The sequence below is a fragment of the Aeromonas sp. 159 genome (genome assembly GCF_963862045.1).
GTDB lineage: Bacteria > Pseudomonadota > Gammaproteobacteria > Enterobacterales > Aeromonadaceae > Aeromonas > Aeromonas veronii.
This window is the reverse complement of the sequence record NZ_CAWLMI010000045.1, coordinates 12,914-31,591: the sequence shown is the minus strand read 5'-3', so window position 1 is coordinate 31,591 and position 18,678 is coordinate 12,914. Positions and strand designations below refer to the sequence as shown.

Genomic DNA, 18,678 nt, shown 5'->3' with positions numbered 1-18,678 from the left:
CTAGGCAAGTCCAATCAGATGGCGAGTCCACTTTCTTGCGGCTCGCCACAACATCACAGCAAGGGGCTGAAGAGATAGAAGATGTTCTCCATCGCCTTCTTGTACCAGGGGCGGGCCTGCCATTGGGCCAGGGTCATCGGGGTGGCTTCCGCCATATAGCCCTGCACCAGTCGGGTCATCTGGGCCACGAACGAGGGGTTATCCACCAGCAGGGTCACCTCGAAGTTGAGCCAGAGGCTGCGCCGATCCAGATTGACCGTCCCCACCAGCGCGAAGTCATCATCCACCAGCACGCTCTTGGTATGGAGCAGACCGGCATCGTAGCGGTAGATCTCCACCCCGGCCGCCAGCAGCTCCTCCATAAAGGCGTTGCAGGCGTAATTGGCCATGATGGAGTCGTTGCGTGCCGGCAACACCAGCTGCACCTGTACCCCGCGCGCCGCTGCCGAACTGAGTGCGGCCGCCAGCGGATCGTCGGGCACAAAGTAAGGGGTCGTCAGCACCAGATGGCTGCGTGCCTGATAGATGGCCAGCAGCAGGCTCTGCTGGATGCAGTCGCCGCCGACGAAGGGACCGGACGGGATCAGCTGGGCGCGATAGTTGGTCTGGGGCCAGGCCTCCGGCTCATGCTGCAGACTGTCGAGCAGCCGCTCGCCGGTCTCCATCTCCCAGTCCCAGACAAAGATCGACCACATCAGCGGCACCATGGGCCCCTGCACCCGGATCATGATGTCGACCCACTGGCCGACCCCGGCATCCTGTTTGAAGAAACGGGGATCCACCATGTTCATGGAGCCGGTGTAACCCACCCTGTCATCAATCACCACCAGCTTGCGGTGCATCCGCAGATCCTGACGCTGGAACAGAATACGCCAGGCGCCGACCGGCAGCACCTCCACCAGCTTGACCCCCGCCTTGCGCAGCTTTTTGGGCCAGTGGGAGCGGAAGAACTGCTTGCTGCCCACCGAATCGAGCAGCAAGCGACAATCCACGCCGCGTTGCGCCACTTCAATCAGCGCCTCGCACACCTCGTCGGCATCGCCGCCCGGATGCCAGATATAAAACTCCAGATAGCAGGAGAGCGTCGAGCGACGGATATCCTGGGCAATCTCGCGCAAGATCCAGTCCGGCTTGTTGAGCAAGGTCATGCGGTTACCGGATAGCATCGGCATGGCGAGCCGTCCCTGGATGAGATCGTGCAGCGGCTGTGCCTTGGCGCCCACTTCGCAGCAGTGCTGCGGGAACAGACGGGCCAGTTGCCGGATCCAGATGGCATAAGGGCGATACATGGCCTGGGCGCGCTCGGCACGGCGGCGCCCCAGCTTTATTTCACCAAACAGCACATAGAAGCCTACCCCGGCAAACGGAATGGCATAGATCAGCGCCAGCCAGGCCAGCGACACCCCAATGGGACGGCGTTTCATCACCACCCGAAACGACACACCGGTGACAATCACGGTATGAAAAAGCAGTAGCAGCCAACCCAGAAAACGGGAAAACAGCAGTTGAAGATCGTGTTCCAGACCGTTAAACAACGGGGACTCCTTCTAATCGACAAACAGCGCGGTGGGCAGATCCCAACCGGCCGGGATGGTATGCTGTAAGGCAAATCCATTCTATCAGGTCGCACGCATGATCCTGCAATCTATGCTGCTCAGCCTGGCCATGCTAGGCCAAGGCTCATATGACATCAATGAGCAACAGATAAACCAGTACCTGCAATCTCAGGTGCAAGTCGACAAACAGCTGGAGCTGCCGGGCATCATCAAGGCCCATGTGACGCTTGAGCAGAGCGATGTCCAGATCGGTCGCCAACGCCCCGATACCGCCCGGGTCTATGGCAAGGGCAAGCTCAAAATCGCCCTGCCAGACAATACCGAATATGACGCCCGCCTGCAGATGACCTATGAGGCGAGACCCCGCTATGACAAGAGCCAGAGCGCGCTGTTTCTCGATAACATGAAGCTGGTGGAGTACAAGCTGGAGCCAGAGGCGGCCGAGAAGAAGTTCGGGCTGATGCTCAACATGCTGCTGCAGAGCATGGAGAAGCGGCTCGAGACCAAACCGGTCTACAAACTCAATGACAAGGATCCGGATCAGGCCTGGCTGAAGGAGAATCTGCTGGGGCTGGAGCTGTCACCGGGCAAGATCCACCTGCTGACCAAACCCCGCTAAACCGCTCAATTCAGGAGGGGCTGGGTGGTATCCCGTACCAGCAGCTCCACCTGATACCCCTGCTGCTGCTGCCGCTCGTAGAGGGAGAAGAGCGACCCGCTCAATTGATTGAGGGGCATATCGGCAAACCCGGCCTTGAGATAGAAAGGCTTCTCGAAGGGCAGCGCCTGACAGACCACAGGTTTGTCCAACAGACCGTGACAGGCGTGCTGCAGCAGCCGTGACCCCAATCCCAGCGACTGGTAGTGGGGCAACAGGCGAAAGCCGCACAGATGGTAAAACTCCTCCTCGTCCCGCAGCCGTACCGCCCCCACCAGCCAGTGAGCATCACGTACGACAAAGATCCGCTCGGCCAGATCCGGCACATAGTGGGAAAACGTCGTCTCGTAATAGTCCCTGATAAGGGAGAGGTCGGCGTCGCAGTACTCTTCGAAAGTGAGTTCCATCGCCAGCTTGCTTGTCACAGACAAATCCTTTGATAATCAGTTATTAGTGCCAGATACGGTGCGCTAATCCGACCACATGACGCCAGCACGATAGCATGCCTTTCGTCAACAAAAAAGCGGACGTCGTGGGCAGCTTGCTTACCCGGTGGAAGAGGCCATGACCCACCGCCTGACGGCCAAAACCGTGCTTTATGATGACAATCCTTTATTGCGGCGGATACTTTGATCCCGGTCACCGAATCGGATCATTTGCCCCCTGTTGGCCGCTTGTTCTGCCCTCGTCATGATGCTTTACTCAACATGGTCATCACAAGAAGGAGTATCAGGGTTGAAAGCATGGATGCTGGCAAGCCATATGTTGTTGATCCCCCTGAGCGGATGGAGTCAGACTCCCCCCCCCGCGGAGGTGATCTTCCTGACCGCCGCTCCCTCCCCCTTGCGTCCGAGCAAAGATGCCACTCCCGCCTCACAACCCGACACAGCTCAAACAGCGGCAGTCGCCACCAACGGCAAGAAGCAGATCCAGGTCTATAAATCGGTGCAACAAAACGGGGTGGTTCGCTACTCCGACATGGCGCCCGAAGAGGGCCATTACGAGCTGCTGCTGTTCAACGACTGCTTCGCCTGCGACCCCAAATCCAGCGTCAACTGGCAGACCACAGGGTTGTTTCTCTATGACTATGCCAGCACCATCAAGGCGGCCGCCAAAACCTATCAAGTTGAGCCGGCGCTGATCCGGGCGCTGATCCATGCGGAATCCGCTTTCAATCCTCTGGCGGTCTCCCGCAAGGGGGCGATGGGCCTGACCCAGCTGATGCCCGCCACGGCGCGGGAGTTGGGGGTCGGCAATGCATTGCTGGCGGAGCAGAATATCTTCGGCGGGGTGAAATACCTGGCGGGACTGCTCAAGCAATATGATGGCAACGTGGCGCTGGCGACCGCGGCCTACAACGCCGGCGCGGGCGCCGTACAAAAACATGGCGGTATCCCGCCCTATGCGGAAACCCGTGCCTATGTGGAGCGTGTCCAGCTCCTCCATCTGCGCTACAAAGAGATGCTGCAGGCCAAAGGGCTCTGAGGTTAGCCTCGGTTAATGCTCTTTTCTCGCCCCTCCAGAAACAAAAAACACGCCCGCAGGCGTGTCGATACCACACTTTGTTTCGCAAATGATTACTTCTGCTCAGTCGCCACCAGGCGATAAGCCAGCGCACCCAGAATGGCACCGACAATCGGGGCAACCCAGAACAGCCACAGCTGGCTGATAGCCCAGTCACCGACAAACAGCGCAACACCGGTACTGCGGGCCGGGTTGACCGAGGTATTGGTCACCGGAATGCTGATGAGGTGGATCAGGGTCAGGCACAGACCGATGGCGATCGGCGCGAAACCGGCAGGCGCACGGCTATCGGTGGCGCCCATGATGACGAACAGGAAGAAACCGGTCATCACCATTTCGCACACCAGTGCGGCAGTCAGACTGTAACCACCCGGAGAGTGCTCACCGTAGCCGTTGGAAGCAAAACCGGCAGAGAGATCAAACCCGGCCTGACCGCTGGCAATCACGTAAAGCACGGCAGCGGCGGCAATGCCACCCAGCACTTGCGCCACGATATAAGGCAGTACACCGGATGCCGGAAAACGGCCACCCGCCCACAGACCGACGGTCACGGCCGGATTGAGGTGGCAACCGGAGATATGGCCGATGGCAAACGCCATGGTCAGCACGGTCAGACCGAAAGCCAGCGAGACCCCCAGCAGACCAATCCCGACGTGAGGGAAGGCTGCAGCCAGCACGGCACTGCCGCACCCGCCCAATACCAGCCAGAAAGTGCCCATAAACTCAGCAGCAACAGGTTTCACATTATTTCTCCCATTTGAGATAACACCGAATAAGACCCGAGAATGGCCCATGCTTGAACAAGCGCAGCATTATGGGAGTGTGAGTCCAGATTGCGAACCCGGCAGGCAGGTTTCACTGAATGTGATATTCGTCACAATTAGTTGATTAGATAAGGGATTTATCATTAAGACAGCTGGCTACACATCTCATACCCAAGGGCGTCATGCGACAACTTGTGACACCATTTAGCTCGAGTGCTCATCCCTTGAGCGATAAAAACAGAGGCATGGTCAGTCTCCTGCCGGGGCAAAACGGCTGACAACCTGCCCCTGATGCTCAATCCACTCCATAAACATGGCGACGGGACGGGCATAGACCTGACCATCCTGCTCGGATTGATAAATGACCAGCTGCTCCTGGGTTTCGGTATGCAAAGCCAGGGCAAGCACTTGATAGTAACCCCCCTTGAAGTGGCGATAGCGGCCAGGAACGGGTGCTTGCATGGGAAAACCTCGCAGAAGTGAACGCCGATGAGCGAACCACATAAAGATGACACCATGAGTGCCATTCAACTCATCGAAAAGGGGGACGAAGACGATTTTTTACACAAGCCAATCGTGCCACAGGATCCGGATATTGCAACACAGTCAGGCAGCATTGTTAATTCGTTCCCCATGTTTCACTAGTTAACCTTGGTTAGCACCAAATATCGTGCTGAATTTAACGTTCTAGCAACCCTGTTTTAGGGCTAAAAATCAGGGAGTTCTTCTAAAAAGAGGATTGTTCTAGCATTCAATTCTGTGAAGAATAGGGGAAAAGAAATTTGATACTAAAAATCGCCTTTTTCGCCAACGCGTCCCTGTGGGGAAGGAATCACTGTCACCATGTTCACAATCGACAAGTCGCACAAGCTCGACGATGTCTGCTATGACATCCGCGGCCCGGTGCATAAAGAGGCTCGCCGTCTCGAAGACGAAGGCCACCGCATTCTCAAGCTCAACATCGGCAACCCGGCCCCGTTCGGCTTTGATGCGCCGGAAGAGATCATCAAGGATGTGATCCTCAACATGCCACTGAGCCAGGGCTACTGCGACTCCAAGGGGCTCTTCTCTGCCCGTAAAGCGGTGATGCAGTACTACCAGCAAAAAGGGATGCGCAAGGTCGATATCGACGACATCTACATTGGCAATGGCGCCAGCGAGCTGATCGTGATGGCGATGCAGGCGTTGCTCAACAATGGCGACGAGATGCTGGTGCCCTCCCCCGACTACCCGCTCTGGACCGCGGCCGTCACTCTCTCCGGTGGCCATGCGGTGCACTACCGCTGCGATGAAGGAGCTGACTGGTATCCGGATCTCGACGACATCCGCGCTCGCATCACCCCGCGCACCCGCGGCCTGGTGCTGATCAACCCCAACAATCCGACCGGTGCCGTCTACGGCAGCGAGTTCCTGCTGGAAGTGATCGAGATCGCCCGCCAGCACAACCTCATCATCTTCGCCGACGAGATCTACGACAAGATCCTCTACGACGACATCTCCCACACCAGCGTCTGCACTCTATGCGACGATGTGATGGTGGTAACCTTCAACGGCCTCTCCAAGGCTTACCGTGCCTGCGGCTTCCGTCAGGGCTGGATGGTCATCACCGGTCCAAAAGGCCGTGCCCGCGGTTACATTGAAGGGCTGGAGATGCTGGCCTCCATGCGGCTGTGTGCCAACGTGCCGATGCAGCACGCCATCCAGACTGCGCTTGGCGGCTACCAGAGCATCAACGAGCTGATCCTGCCGGGCGGCCGCCTGCGCAAGCAGCGAGACAAGGCATGGGAGCTCTTGAACGAGATCCCCGGGGTCTCCTGCGTCAAACCCAAGGGGGCGCTCTACATGTTCCCGCGCCTCGACCCCAAGGTGTATGACATCCGCGACGATCAGAAGATGGTGTTCGACCTGCTGCAGCAAGAGAAGCTGCTGCTGGTACAGGGCACCGGCTTCAACTGGCCGGCGCCGGATCACTTCCGGCTGGTGTTCCTGCCCCGCGAAGAGGAGCTGGAGGATGCCATCGGCCGCCTCGCTCGCTTCCTCAAGGGCTACAAGCAGTAAGCAAAGCTCATGAAAAAGGCTCCCGCGGGAGCCTTTTTGTTATCTGTGGTTTTATCCGTGCAATCAGCCGTGCAGCAGGGCACCAGCCACCAGTACCGCCATGGTGATGAGAGCCACACCGATGATAAATGGCAGCACCCAACGCACGAAGCGATCGTAGGGGATCTTGGCGAGCGCCAGACCCGCCACCAGATGGGCGGCGGTGGGGGCAAACAGGTTGATCCAGCCGGAGGCGGACTGATAGGCGGTGATCACCAGATCCCGGGAGATGCCGGAGAAGTCGGCCAGCGGCCCCATCAGCGGCATGGAGACCGTCGCCAGCCCCGAGGTGGAGGGGATGAAGAAGCTCAGGATGATGTGTACCAGATAGGCCATCAGGATGAAGACCGACGAGGAAAGCCCGCTCACCAGCCCTTCAGCCCAATGCAAAATAGTGTCGATGATGACGCCCTGCTCCATCACCACATAGATGCCGCGCGCCACCGCAACCACCAGTGCCACCCCGATCAGATCCCGAGCGCCGCTCAGGAAAGTCGCCACATAGTTGGACTCCGGCATCCGGTTGATCAGCGCAATCAGGATGGAGGCACTGAAGAACAGGGTGGATAGCTCGTCAAACCACCAGCCAAAGGTGGGCAGCACGTCGATCCCCAAATCCGACCAGGGCACCACCGCATAGATCATCAGCAGGAAGGTGCCGAAGAAGACCAGCATGGTGAGTTTCTGCTTGCCGGTGAAGGCGAGGTTGCCGCTCTTCATCTGGGAGAACTCGTCGTCATAGACGATGTCGGCCAGCACGGAGCGGGATCTGTCCTGTTGCACCTGCTTGGCGTAGCGCATCACGAACCAGGAGGCGAAGATCACCAGTAGCAGCCACTGGATGACCCGCAAACCGATCCCTTCGCCGATGGGGATACCGGCAAAACCGGAGGCAATACCGGTGGCAAACGGGTTGACGGTGGAGGCGAGCACCCCAACCCCGGAGCCGAGCAGGATGATCCCCGCCGCCACCATGCGATCGAAGCCCGCCGCCATCATCACCGGCACGATCAGCGCCCAGAAGGCTACCGTCTCCTCCGCCATGCCGAAGGTGGAGCCGCCGAGGGCAAACAGGGCGATCAACACAGGAATTAGCAGCCGCTCACGCCCGGCAAAGCCACGCACAATGGCCCCAACCCCGGCATCAAGCGCACCGCTTTGCATGGTCACCGCGAGAAAACCGCCGATGATGAGCACGAACAGCGCCACATCAGCGGCCTTGTGAAAGCCCTGAATGGGGGCTTTGAGCACCTCGAACACTCCTTGCGGGTGGGCGGGTAACTCGGTGTAGCTGCCGGGCACCGGCAACAGCCGCTCGTCGCCGCTGTAATCGGCCACGGCCGCTGCCGCCACCGGCTGCTGGGTCTTGGCGGTGACATAGTCATATTTGCCCGCTGGCAGCACCCAGGTCAGGGCGGCCATCAGGGCGATGATGATGAAAAGCAGGGTATAAACAGTGGGGAGTTGGCGCTTCTTGGGCGCCTCGTTTGGAGTGGTCATAGCTTCCGTACCTCGGCAATGCCGTCTGTGATCCGATCAGCGCAAGACTAGCGGGTTTGATATGGGAAAAAGGTGATCGCTGATAATAAAATTCCGCAAATTAGCGGAATGTTTGCCAAAAAAACAGGGCCCCGCGGGGCCCTGTTTTCACTTGAGTCAGACTCAGAGCTCGACCACGTCGAATTTCACATCCGGATTTACATCCGCATCGTAATCGACCTCATCCAGACCGAAACCGAACAGGCGCAGGAACTCCTGCTTGTAGCCGGTGTAGTCAGTCAGCTCGGAGAGGTTTTCGCTGGTGATAGATGGCCACAGGTCGCGGCAGGTCTGCTGCACATCTTCACGCAGTTCCCAGTCATCCATGCGGATGCGAGCCTGCTCGTCCAGCGCCATGTCGGACGCGTAGAGACGGGTGCGCATCATGCGATCCACCTGCTCCATGCAACCCTCGTGAATGCCCTTCTCCTTCATGATCTTGAAAGCCATGGAGATATAGAGCGGCATCACCGGAATGGCGGAAGAAGCCTGGGTCACCACGGATTTGAGCACGGCCACGTGAGCGGTGCCGCCCTTGGCTGCCAGATCGCCACGGATGGCGGCAGCGGCGCGGTCCAGATCTTCCTTGGCGCGGCCCAGAGTGCCATGCCAGTAGATTGGCCAGGTCAGATCGGTACCGATGTAGGAGTAGGCCACGGACTTGGCGCCGTCAGCCAGCACGCCGGCATCACGCAGGGCAGCCATCCACAGCTCCCAATCCTGACCGCCCATGACGGTGATAGTGTTCTGGATCTCTTCTTCGTTCGCCGGCTCGACGGTGGCGGTGATGATCTGATCCTTGTTGGTATCGATGGCGGTGGTGGTGTAGACCTCACCGATCGGTTTGAGGGCAGAGCGCACCACTTCGCCGGTTTCCGGCATCTTGCGCACCGGAGAGGCCAGGGAGTAGACAACCAGATCGATTTGACCCAGATCCTGCTTGATAAGCTCAATCACCTTGGCGCGGCACTCGTTGGAGAAGGCATCGCCGTTGACGCTCTTGGCGTAGAGGCCCGCCTCTTTGGCTGCCTTGTCGAAGGCGGCAGAGTTGTACCAGCCAGCGGTACCGGTCTTGGACTCGGTGCCCGCTTTTTCAAAGAAGACGCCGAGGGTGGCGGCGCCGCTACCGAAGGCAGCCGCAATCCGGGAGGCCAGGCCATAACCGGTGGAAGCGCCGATCACCAGCACCTTTTTGGGACCATTCTCGATGGTGCCCTTGGCCTTGGTATAAGCGATCTGGCGACGAACATTGGCTTCACAACCGACCGGATGAGTGGTGGTGCAGATAAAGCCGCGAACCTTGGGTTTGATGATCATATGGGGTCTCGGATCCGTTTAATGGATGAAATCGGGGCATAAGATACCTCATCTTGCCGCGATAAGGTGCTCTGATGTGTTGAACTGCGGCAAAAATGGCCATTCAGGGTGACAGCTGCCGTCAAAAATGCACAATTTTTCGGAAAGCGTCACTTCATCAGTCCGGTAATGAATCTTCCCATATCTATGGAAACCGATGACATGTTTCAACACAGGTGCAGTACGAACAACATGATACAAAAAGGCCCCGAACTCTCGGGGCCTGGGGGTAATGTCATCGAACTATATCAAGCGGCATGTGAGCGCCATTTAAAATGATTAATCTGTGTTCTCATTGACTTGGCCATCTCATCAAGACGCTGACACTTGGCCGATACATGGGCTGCCGAGTCCGAGGTATGTACTGCGATATCGGCAATATTGACCATGCTGCGCGTCATCTCTTCGGTGACTTTGCTTTGCTCTTCGGCTGCAGCAGCGACTTGCACATTGAGATTATTCAGATCATCCACCGCACTCACAATTTCTTCCAAAGAGACGCCACAGGTCAGCATCAGGGTATTCGTCTTCTCCACTTCAGATAATCCGATATTCATACTATCAACAGCCATAGTTGCATTCTGTTGCAGGCGATTGACGGTGTTCTGGATTTCTCCGGTAGAGTTTTGGGTGCGCTGAGCAAGTACCCGGACTTCATCAGCCACCACCGCGAAGCCACGCCCCTGCTCACCAGCTCTGGCGGCTTCGATGGCCGCATTCAGTGCCAGTAAATTGGTTTGTTCGGCAATCGAGCGAATAACCCCCATCACCTGGGTAATGTTATTGCTTTCGATAGCCAGGTTTTGCAGCACAGTGGATGTATTTTGCAATTGACCAGAGAGCAGAGCCATATTCCCAATGGTCTCCTTGACAACCGCTTGCCCCTCTTCTGCCTTGTTTTCAGCCTGACGGGCGGCAATTGCAGCACTGTTTGTATTTTGAGCGATTTCGTTAACCGTTGCGCTCATCTCATTCATCGCCGCAGCGCTCTGATCTGTCTCCAGACGCTGCTGGGCCATTTGCTCTGCACTGGTTAGCCCCAGCTCGTTCAGTGCATCGGCGCCTGTCGATAACTGTTCGGCCACGTCATCCATTTCGCCAATCAATCTGCGGAAATGGCTAACCATATCATTCAGCGCCCGTGCGACTTGCCCCAATTCATCTTCCCGAATGACGGGGACGGTGACGGTCAAATCCTGCTCATGCTGCAATTTGTAAAGCGCTCTGCGCAAAGCGGTGAGCGGTTGACTGATCCCGCGAAAAATCCAGATCCCCAGCACGGATAAAGCGAACAGGGCAATCCCGGTAATGGAGAGGAAGGCAAATGAAAAATCAACGGCCAGACTTTCCAGGGTACCAACATGCTCATCTGCAAATCTCAGCTGGAGTTCAACCAGCTTGCCCAGCTCCTCATTAAAAGGATCAACCGTGCTGTATAACTGATGAATTGCCTTATCAAGAGGAGCTTTTAATGAAAGATCACTCTGAATACCATCCAGTGTAATGTCGGCTTTGTTCATCAATACCTGGGCAGACTCCGCTATCGCCCGCTCTTCCGCAGACATCTTCTGGGCCATGTAACGCTTCCATTCCGTTGCGGCTTTTAACTGCGCTTCAGTAACGGAACGTTTTGCCTCTTCACGGGTGATTAATCCAACATGCGCTTTATTGATCGCATCAACGACACTGACCGCATACAAGTCTGAAATCAGCTTCAGTTCGGATAACTGCTGCACCTCCTCTTCATTCACCTGATGGGCAGCCTGATTCATCAGGCGCATCCCCCAAAGGGAGAGAGTGCACAGCAAAATCATACAAAACAGCGGTACCACAACCAGCATCAATAATTTGCTACGAACCGAGATCCCTTTCATGGTGTCGTCCTCATACTCAGGCCACTGGTCGTTTAATATGCAATTGATACACCAAGCATCACGCGACCACTCATTTCAATACAATCACCCGCTTACCTCATTAAAAAGCGCGGTCTGTGCACCATAGTGCAATGCAAGTTGCAACCTGTTCGCAAAACCAGACCTTAAACACATCACCGCAGAAGAAGGGCTAATGCCCTTATTGATAATGCGCTTTTTGAGTCTATTCATCATTTCGTTGATGTCTAATCTTCGCAAAGCAAAATCCGTAGCGTGTTGCAGCCTGCATCGTCCATGAACTGATGGCGGCAACGTCCACGAAACTAGCAGGCAATGCGAGTGATGTGGCCATCCTGCAGCTTATAGAAGGCATCTTGGGGCAACTCCTGTGACCAGGTCGCCTCATAGTCGAGATCGGCATAGACGCCGCGCAACATGGCACCGAGCAGACCGTGGGAGATAACAATGGCCCGCTCGGCGATGGCAGGATCCTGCAACCACTGGTGTGCTCGACGCTGAATGCTCTCGAAGCTCTCGGCCCCCGGTGCCTGCAGATACCAGTCCCCCTTGCCGGTATCGAGCTCGGGATGAGCGAGCCGCAGCACCGGGATCTGGCAGCTCTCCCACTCCCCCATCCCCAGCTCCATCAAGCGATCGTCCCAGATGATGCGATCAGCTGACAGCCCCAACTGCTCGCACACCAGCAGTGCAGTCTGACGGGCGCGACCGAGCGGGCTGGCATAGACGGTCCAGCGGGCGGGATCCGCCAGTTCGGTGGCAAGGCGCCGCCCCATGGCGATGGCTTGCGCCTCGCCCTTGTCGGTCAGCTCGGAGTTGCAACGCCCCTGCAGACGCAGCTCGGCATTGAATCGGGTCTGGCCATGGCGCAGCAGATAGATGAGTCGAGACATGATTTCTCCAGCACGTTCAGAGAGATAGAAAAATAAAGGGGGGTGATGATAGCAGATGAGCCAGAAGGATGGCCCAAACAGAGAGGCTAAAGCGGGCGTAAAAAACGGGTCAAGGCTGACCCGTTTGCTGCCAATTTGGCTAGAGTGTATCGGCTCAGCCCTTCTTGATCTCCCGCAGATAGCGGTAGATGGAGTGGACCGAGATCCCGAGCTGGCGCGCGGCGATCTGGGCACTGTCTTTAAGCTCGAAGATCCCCATGTCGTGCAACTGGTTGACGATGACCCGGGTCTTCTGGGACGGAGGCACCGCCTCGTTGCCGCGCACCTCGGCACTGACGGTATCTATGGTGCTGTTGAGCGCTTCGTCGATGTTGCGGGCGAACACCTCCGGGGTGGCATGGCTCTCGTGGGAATGCATACACTCCGGCATCATGGTGCGCAGCACGGATTGCAGCGGAGCATCCATGTCGCTGTTGATGCAGAGCAACCCGATGGCCCTGTGCTCCCCGTTGCGGATCACGGTCGTGATGGAGCGCAGGGTCTTGCCGGTGGCGCACTTGGTCATGTAGGGGCTGGAGATATCCTGCCCGCTCTTGAGCTTCATCATCGCCAGGTTGGTGATGGGAGCGCCGACACTGCGGCCGGTGATATGGCCGTTGGCAATCTTGACGATCGAGGGATTGCGCGCATCCAGACTGTGGAGCAGCACTTCGGTGTGCTGGCCATACATGGCGGCGATGCCGTCCACTATGTTCTCCATCGACTTGAGGATCTCAAAATCGCTCGGACTCAACTCTTGCAGCTTCACAATGGGACCTTCTTGCAAGGGTTGCTGCCGGACAATGGGCGCCGGGCAGCAACCGACAGGGACATCAGGCGGACATGATATCAATAATGGTGCTGTCTGTGGCAGACATGCCCTCCTTCACCATCTGACCGACGTTGCGGATGGTCTGATCCACGTCGCCGGCGACGATCCCCTGCCCCGACACCGAGTGGCTGTTGAGAGCCATCAGGAAGCCGCGCACCGCCGCGCCGGAGGAGGTACTCACCTTCATGGCGCAGGAAGCCTTCGCCCCGTCACATACCATACCGGCACTGTCGCTCAGCACGTTCTGGATGGCGAAGCAGGATTGCTCGAAGCTGCCGCCCGCCAGATAGACCATGGCCATGGAGGCGGCCGCGCTGGTCACGGTATTGCCACAGAAGGCCGACAGCGGCGGATAGTGGGACTTGATATAGATAGCGCCCAGATGGCTCATGATGAGGGCGCGAGCCAGCTGCTCTTCGCTGGCCGCAAAGCGCTCGGCAATCACCATCACCGGAATGGTGGCGGCAATGCCCTGGTTGCCGCTGCCAAAGTTGCTCATGGCTGGCAGGGTCGCGCCCCCCATGCGGGCATCGGAGGCAGCCGCCGTCATCATCACGATGCGGTTCATCACATCCTCGCCGATAAGACCGGCATTGATGTTCTGCTGCATGGTGCGGCCAATCTCCAGGCCATAGGGGTTGTTCATCCCCTCGGCGGAGAGCTTGCCGTTAAGTTCCGAGGCTTTGAGGATGAACCTGATCTGCTCGAACTCCACCTGAGTGGCGAACTCGTAGATGGCGGCGATGCTGATATCTACCCCGTCGCAGATGGAACCGGTGGCACCGCCCTGGCTCTGATCGGCGGTGAAGGTCACCTCGCCATCGCGGCGCTGCTCGACGATGCGGGTATGACCGCCGCAGAGGGTCACTTCGGCGCTGTGTTCTTCACCCTTGTCATCAGTGCCATAAACGGTCACGCGGCAGAAGATAAACTCGGGGGCGGCGGTGCGGCTCACCTGCACCTTGCCGGCATCGATCAGCTGCTGGGCACGATCCACCTGTGCTGGCTGGATCGCGGCCAGCACCTCCAGCCCGGCATCGGCGTTGCCGCCGATGGCACCGGCCGCGGCCGCAATGGCCAGACCGATCTTGCCGGTGCCCGGCACATAAACACCCATCGAGTTTTTATAGAGATTGTCCGACACCGCAACCTCGAGGCGACCGGGCTCACACCCCAGTTGCCGAGCGGCGACAGCCGCGGCATAGGCGGCGGCGATTGGCTCGGTACAACCCAGCGCTGGTTTGACAACCTGTTGAATAATCTGCAGATACTGCTGCCACGCTTGTTTCATCACTTGAACCTTTTTATCAGCATTAACGAGCGATATGGGCGATCGCTTCCACTTCAACCTTGACGCCCATCGGCAGATCCTTCACTGCGAAGCAGCTGCGCGCCGGACAATCTTTCTGGAAATAGGCTTTATAGACCTCGTTGAACGCGGCAAAATCGCTGATCTCGGCGAGGTAGCAGGTGGTTTTGAGCACGGTATCCAGCGAGCCGCCAGCGGCTTCCAGCACGGATTTCAGGTTTTCCAGTGACTGGCGGGTCTGGTCGGCAATGCCCCCTTCCACCACACCACCCTGCTGCTTGCAGACCGGCAACTGACCGGAGGTAAAGATGAGGTCGCCATAGGCAGTGCCGTGGCTGTAGGGACCGATAGCGTCAGGTGCCGCTGCTGCTGTGATGATGCGTTTCATATAGCCACTCCTGTTTGTGCAATTTTTTTTGCAATCATGAATCTCGTTCCGTTCAACATTATTTGCTTTTTATTTTATCCATTCAACAAAAAGATACAAAAATGGCGTTTAAAGGCACCTTTCGGCCTCAATATAAACCGTGATCACCATCCTGATTTGAACAAAAGTACTCTTATGGGCATTGTTTATGACAGTTTCATTCAACTATATTTGCGCCGCTTTCCCACATCCCTACAAAAAAGAAGGTTTTAATGGACGCGCATAGCACTACACTCGCCAGCCCCGTGATGGGCACGCTGGAATGGAAAGAAGCGGTTCGCTTCGACAGCACCGACTGGGGCTGGATCATCATGAGCATCGGCATGGCCATCGGCGCGGGGATCGTCTTCCTGCCGGTACAGGTGGGTCTGATGGGCTTGTGGGTCTTTCTGCTCTCGGCTGTGATCGGCTACCCCGCCATGTACATGTTCCAGCGCCTCTTTATCAACACCCTGGCCACTTCGCCGGAGTGCAAGGATTACCCCAGCGTCATTACCGGCTACCTTGGCAAGAACTGGGGTGTGCTGCTCGGCGCGCTCTACTTCGTGATGCTGGTGATCTGGGTCTTCGTCTACTCCACCGCCATCACCAATGACAGCGCCTCCTTCCTGCAGAGCTTCGGCGTCACCGACGGCCTGCTCTCCGAAAACCCGCTCTACGGTCTGGTGCTGATCTGCGGTCTAGTGGCACTGGCCTCGCGCGGCGAAAACCTGCTGTTCAAGATCTCCACCTTTATGGTGCTGACCAAGATCAGCGTGGTGGCCGTGCTCGGCCTTATGATGGTGGACAAGTGGGATGCGGCAAACATCACCGCCATGCCCGCCGCCGGTGACTGGATGAAGGATGCCATCATCATGCTCCCCTTTACCCTCACCTCCATCCTCTTTATCCAGAGCCTGAGCCCCATGGTGATCTCCTACCGCTCGCGGGAAAAGTCGCTGGAAGTGGCCCGCTTCAAGGCGATGCGCTCCATGAATATCGCCTTCGGCATCCTGTTTGTGGTGGTGTTCTTCTACGCGGTCTCCTTCACCCTGGCCATGGGCCACGATCAGGCGGTCAAAGCCTCCGAAGAGAACATCTCCGCGCTGGCGATGGTAGCCCAGGGGATGCCCGGCCAGACCCTCAAGCTCCTGAGCCTCACCCTCAACATCTTTGCGGTAATGACCGCCTACTTCGGCGTCTATCTGGGCTTTCGTGAAGCCTGTCAGGGTCTGGCGATGAACCTGCTGCGCCGGGTGCTGCCGGAAAACCGCATCAACAAGGGATTGGTGGGTAAGGGCATCATGGTGTTTACCGTCATGCTCTCCTGGGGGGCCATCGTGCTCAACGCACCGGTACTGAGCTTCACCTCCATCTGCAGCCCCATCTTCGGCATGGTGGGTTGCCTCATCCCGGCTTATCTGGTCTATCAGGTACCGGCGCTGCACAAGTACAAGGGCACCTCCCTCTACATCATCATCGTCACTGGCCTACTGCTCTGTGTCTCGCCCTTCCTGGCGTTCAACTGATCGATTGCAAACGCCCTCCTTATCGACTTCGGGCCACCTTCGGGTGGCCCGTTTTCTATTGGCTCGGCTGACGGCGTCCCGCCTGGAAGTAAAAAGCCAAGGGGATCACAACTTGCAACCGGCCATCACCCAAGGGAGGCCGCTCGGAGTACTATTCAGGCAATACGACTCACGCCCGCACTCAGGTATCGAGGCTTAACATGAAATGGATTTTCAACCCCGCCATCCGGCTGGGCAATCAGCTCTCCTTCAAATACAAATTCCTGCTCTGGTCCTGTCTGATGCTGCTGCCACTGGCCTACAGCATGACCAATCTGCTGGGGCGGCTGCAGGATGACAACGTCCAGGCCAACCGCGAGCTGGCGGGAGTGGTCAATCTCGCCCCCGTTCCCGCCATCGAGCAAGCCCTGCTCACCCATCGCAATCTGGTAACCCGTCACGCCCATGAGGTGGATCCGGTCGGTGATGATCAGGTCAAGGCAGCCGCACAAACAGTTGATCAGAGCCTGCAAGCCTTTGCCGACACCAGCCAGAACAACCCCTCCTTTGAAGTGATCCAGCAGGGCTGGGCCGCCCTGCAGAGTGAAGCGGGCAAGCTGGAAGTGGAGCAGAGCAACCTGCGTCACGACAAGCTGCTGACCGAGGTGCGCCACCTCTACAAGCACATTACCGCCAGTAGCAGCCTGATCCAGGATCCGGCGCTCGGTACCTACTACATGGTGATCCTCGCCAGCGAGCGGTTGCCGCAACTGCGCGACCTGCTGGCCCAGGTGCGGGATCGCGCCGCCACCATCGCCGATTTCGGCCTGTTTCAGGCCGAGGGCTACAGCGGCCTGCGTTTTCGTCTCGACCTGATCAGCGCCACTCTGCAAGAGCTGGAGGCCGATCTGACCCTGCTATACCAGATTGAACCGGCCTACCGCGCCGAGCTGGGTCAGCAGACCGATGCTCTGATACAGCTGGTGCGTCAGGGGATCGAGACCATGGAAAACAAGATGATGAAGGATCAGCTGGTGCAGCTCTCCACCAAGGAGGTGCAGGCACTGGGGGATAAGATGGACGAGGCTATCACCGCGCTGGCAGGCCAGGTACGCCAGCGGCTGGAGGCCGACCTGCGTCAGCGGCTGGCCGCCAACCAACGCCACTTCTGGTGGGTCACCGCGCCGCTAACCGCCAGCTTGCTGCTCTACCTCTACCTGATGATCGGCGCCTATCTCTCCCTGCGCGACACCGTAGGGCGGGTGCGTGATATCGCCGCCCGGGTCAACGCCCAGGATCTCAGCCAGCATATCGAGATCGTCGGTCAGGACGAGCTGGCCGCCATCAGCCGGGATTACAACGTGACCCTGGAGACCCTGCGCACCCTGATGCTGCGAGTGCGTGAAAATGGCGTCACAGTAGTGGAGAGCGCCACCGAGATCGAAGCGCGCACCTGCCGCTCGCAGGAGGTCATTGCCGATCAGCAAGGGGAGACCCATCAAGTCGCCACCGCCATCAAGGAGCTGGCCGCCACCTCCCAAGACATGGCGGGCAACGCCCTGCAAGCCGCCCGCATGACCCAGGAGGCGCAGAACGTGGTCGGTCAGGGCGAGGATGTGGTGGAGCGCACCATCAAGGCAATCGACCATATCAACCGCGAAGTGCTGCGCACCGCCGACACCATCGGCCAACTGGAACAGCAGTGCAGCCAGATTGGCGGCGTCATCAGCGTGATCCGTGGCATCGCCGAACAGACCAACCTGCTGGCCCTCAACGCTGCCATCGAAGCGGCCCGGGCCGGTGAGCAGGGTCGCGGCTTTGCGGTGGTGGCCGACGAGGTGCGATCTCTTGCCAACCGCACCCAGGGGGCTACCGTCGAGATCCAGCAGATGATTGAACAGCTGCAATCCGGCGCCCGCGCCTCGGTCACCGCCATGTCGGCGGCCAGCCATGAAGCGCAGGAGGGGGTCGGGCTGGCGCAGGAGGCAAAACAGGCTTTCGGCGCCATCACCGAGAAGGTGGATCGGATGGTCGATACCAACGCCATCATCGCCAGCGCCATCGAGCAGCAGGGCGCAGTGGTCAACGAGATCGAACGCAACGTGGTGCGCATCTCGGATGGCAGCGACGAGGCGCTGCAAGTGGCCAACGCCGCCCGCGATGCCGCCCGCCAGATCCACCAGCTCACCGAACAGCTGCGCGCCATGGTACAGAGCTTCGTGCTGTAACAGAGCGCTGACAAGCCGGGCTCAACGTGAGCCCGGCATTATCTCGGTCTCGCCCCTGCCAACAACATCTCGGTTGC

The 18,678-nt window shown here is 58.1% G+C and carries 16 protein-coding genes; 5 read left to right on the top strand and 11 right to left on the bottom strand.

The features are described from left to right. Positions 1-53 precede the first annotated feature (53 nt). Entirely contained in the window at positions 54-1,535 is a 1,482-nt protein-coding gene (cls, locus tag AACR14_RS09390; protein ID WP_005361740.1) for a cardiolipin synthase, read from the bottom strand. Between the two features lie 97 nt (positions 1,536-1,632). Between cls and AACR14_RS09385 the strand changes: the two genes are divergently transcribed. Then, positions 1,633-2,175 carry a DUF1439 domain-containing protein gene (locus AACR14_RS09385; protein WP_005353308.1) on the top strand — a complete coding sequence of 181 codons (543 nt, stop codon included), beginning with the start codon at positions 1,633-1,635 and terminating at the stop codon, positions 2,173-2,175. A 5-nt stretch (positions 2,176-2,180) separates the two neighbouring features. Here the strand turns inward: AACR14_RS09385 and AACR14_RS09380 are convergent, their stop codons facing one another. Continuing rightward, positions 2,181-2,621 (bottom strand): GNAT family N-acetyltransferase, encoded by a 441-nt coding sequence (locus AACR14_RS09380; protein ID WP_041980377.1) that lies wholly within the window; start codon positions 2,619-2,621, stop codon positions 2,181-2,183. 355 nt (positions 2,622-2,976) lie between these two features. On the opposite strand from AACR14_RS09380, the gene AACR14_RS09375 reads away from it, so the two are divergent. Next, positions 2,977-3,699 (top strand): lytic transglycosylase domain-containing protein, encoded by a 723-nt coding sequence (locus tag AACR14_RS09375; protein ID WP_111899625.1) that lies wholly within the window; start codon positions 2,977-2,979, stop codon positions 3,697-3,699. Between the two features lie 92 nt (positions 3,700-3,791). On the opposite strand, the gene aqpZ is transcribed toward AACR14_RS09375, so the two are convergent. Further along, positions 3,792-4,481 carry an aquaporin Z gene (gene aqpZ, locus AACR14_RS09370; RefSeq protein ID WP_019445956.1) on the bottom strand — a complete coding sequence of 230 codons (690 nt, stop codon included), beginning with the start codon at positions 4,479-4,481 and terminating at the stop codon, positions 3,792-3,794. A 270-nt stretch (positions 4,482-4,751) separates the two neighbouring features. Continuing rightward, on the bottom strand, positions 4,752-4,964 hold the full coding sequence (locus AACR14_RS09365) for a DUF1653 domain-containing protein (protein WP_005334366.1): 213 nt from the start codon (positions 4,962-4,964) through the stop codon (positions 4,752-4,754). Between the two features lie 381 nt (positions 4,965-5,345). Between AACR14_RS09365 and AACR14_RS09360 the strand changes: the two genes are divergently transcribed. Beyond that, positions 5,346-6,560 (top strand): pyridoxal phosphate-dependent aminotransferase, encoded by a 1,215-nt coding sequence (locus AACR14_RS09360; protein ID WP_005334367.1) that lies wholly within the window; start codon positions 5,346-5,348, stop codon positions 6,558-6,560. A gap of 63 nt (positions 6,561-6,623) precedes the next feature. Here the strand turns inward: AACR14_RS09360 and AACR14_RS09355 are convergent, their stop codons facing one another. From AACR14_RS09355 to AACR14_RS09325, 7 genes are all read right to left on the bottom strand, one after another. Further along, a complete protein-coding gene (locus AACR14_RS09355; protein WP_019445954.1) occupies positions 6,624-8,099 on the bottom strand; it encodes a YfcC family protein in 1,476 nt (491 codons plus the stop codon). Between the two features lie 162 nt (positions 8,100-8,261). Next, entirely contained in the window at positions 8,262-9,455 is a 1,194-nt protein-coding gene (fabV, locus tag AACR14_RS09350) for an enoyl-ACP reductase FabV (protein WP_005353312.1), read from the bottom strand. Between the two features lie 287 nt (positions 9,456-9,742). Further along, the gene (locus tag AACR14_RS09345; protein WP_019445953.1) at positions 9,743-11,368 is read right to left on the bottom strand and encodes a methyl-accepting chemotaxis protein; all 1,626 of its coding nucleotides are present in this window, start codon (positions 11,366-11,368) and stop codon (positions 9,743-9,745) included. 323 nt (positions 11,369-11,691) lie between these two features. Then, positions 11,692-12,279 carry a histidine phosphatase family protein gene (locus AACR14_RS09340; RefSeq protein ID WP_019445952.1) on the bottom strand — a complete coding sequence of 196 codons (588 nt, stop codon included), beginning with the start codon at positions 12,277-12,279 and terminating at the stop codon, positions 11,692-11,694. Positions 12,280-12,433: 154 nt separating this feature from the next. Next, positions 12,434-13,087: a helix-turn-helix transcriptional regulator gene (locus AACR14_RS09335; RefSeq protein ID WP_019445951.1), complete on the bottom strand. Its 654-nt coding sequence runs from the start codon at positions 13,085-13,087 to the stop codon at positions 12,434-12,436. 64 nt (positions 13,088-13,151) lie between these two features. Next, positions 13,152-14,441, bottom strand: coding sequence for an L-cysteine desulfidase family protein (locus AACR14_RS09330; protein WP_019445950.1), 1,290 nt, complete (start codon positions 14,439-14,441; stop codon positions 13,152-13,154). 22 nt (positions 14,442-14,463) lie between these two features. After that, positions 14,464-14,847 carry a Rid family detoxifying hydrolase gene (locus tag AACR14_RS09325; RefSeq protein ID WP_019445949.1) on the bottom strand — a complete coding sequence of 128 codons (384 nt, stop codon included), beginning with the start codon at positions 14,845-14,847 and terminating at the stop codon, positions 14,464-14,466. 251 nt (positions 14,848-15,098) lie between these two features. Between AACR14_RS09325 and AACR14_RS09320 the strand changes: the two genes are divergently transcribed. Together AACR14_RS09320 and AACR14_RS09315 are read left to right on the top strand one after the other, a co-directional pair. After that, the gene (locus AACR14_RS09320; protein ID WP_019445948.1) at positions 15,099-16,394 is read left to right on the top strand and encodes an amino acid permease; all 1,296 of its coding nucleotides are present in this window, start codon (positions 15,099-15,101) and stop codon (positions 16,392-16,394) included. A gap of 200 nt (positions 16,395-16,594) precedes the next feature. Next, complete coding sequence (locus tag AACR14_RS09315; RefSeq protein WP_019445947.1) at positions 16,595-18,601, top strand: methyl-accepting chemotaxis protein; 2,007 nt, start codon at positions 16,595-16,597, stop codon at positions 18,599-18,601. Positions 18,602-18,678: the final 77 nt, after the last annotated feature.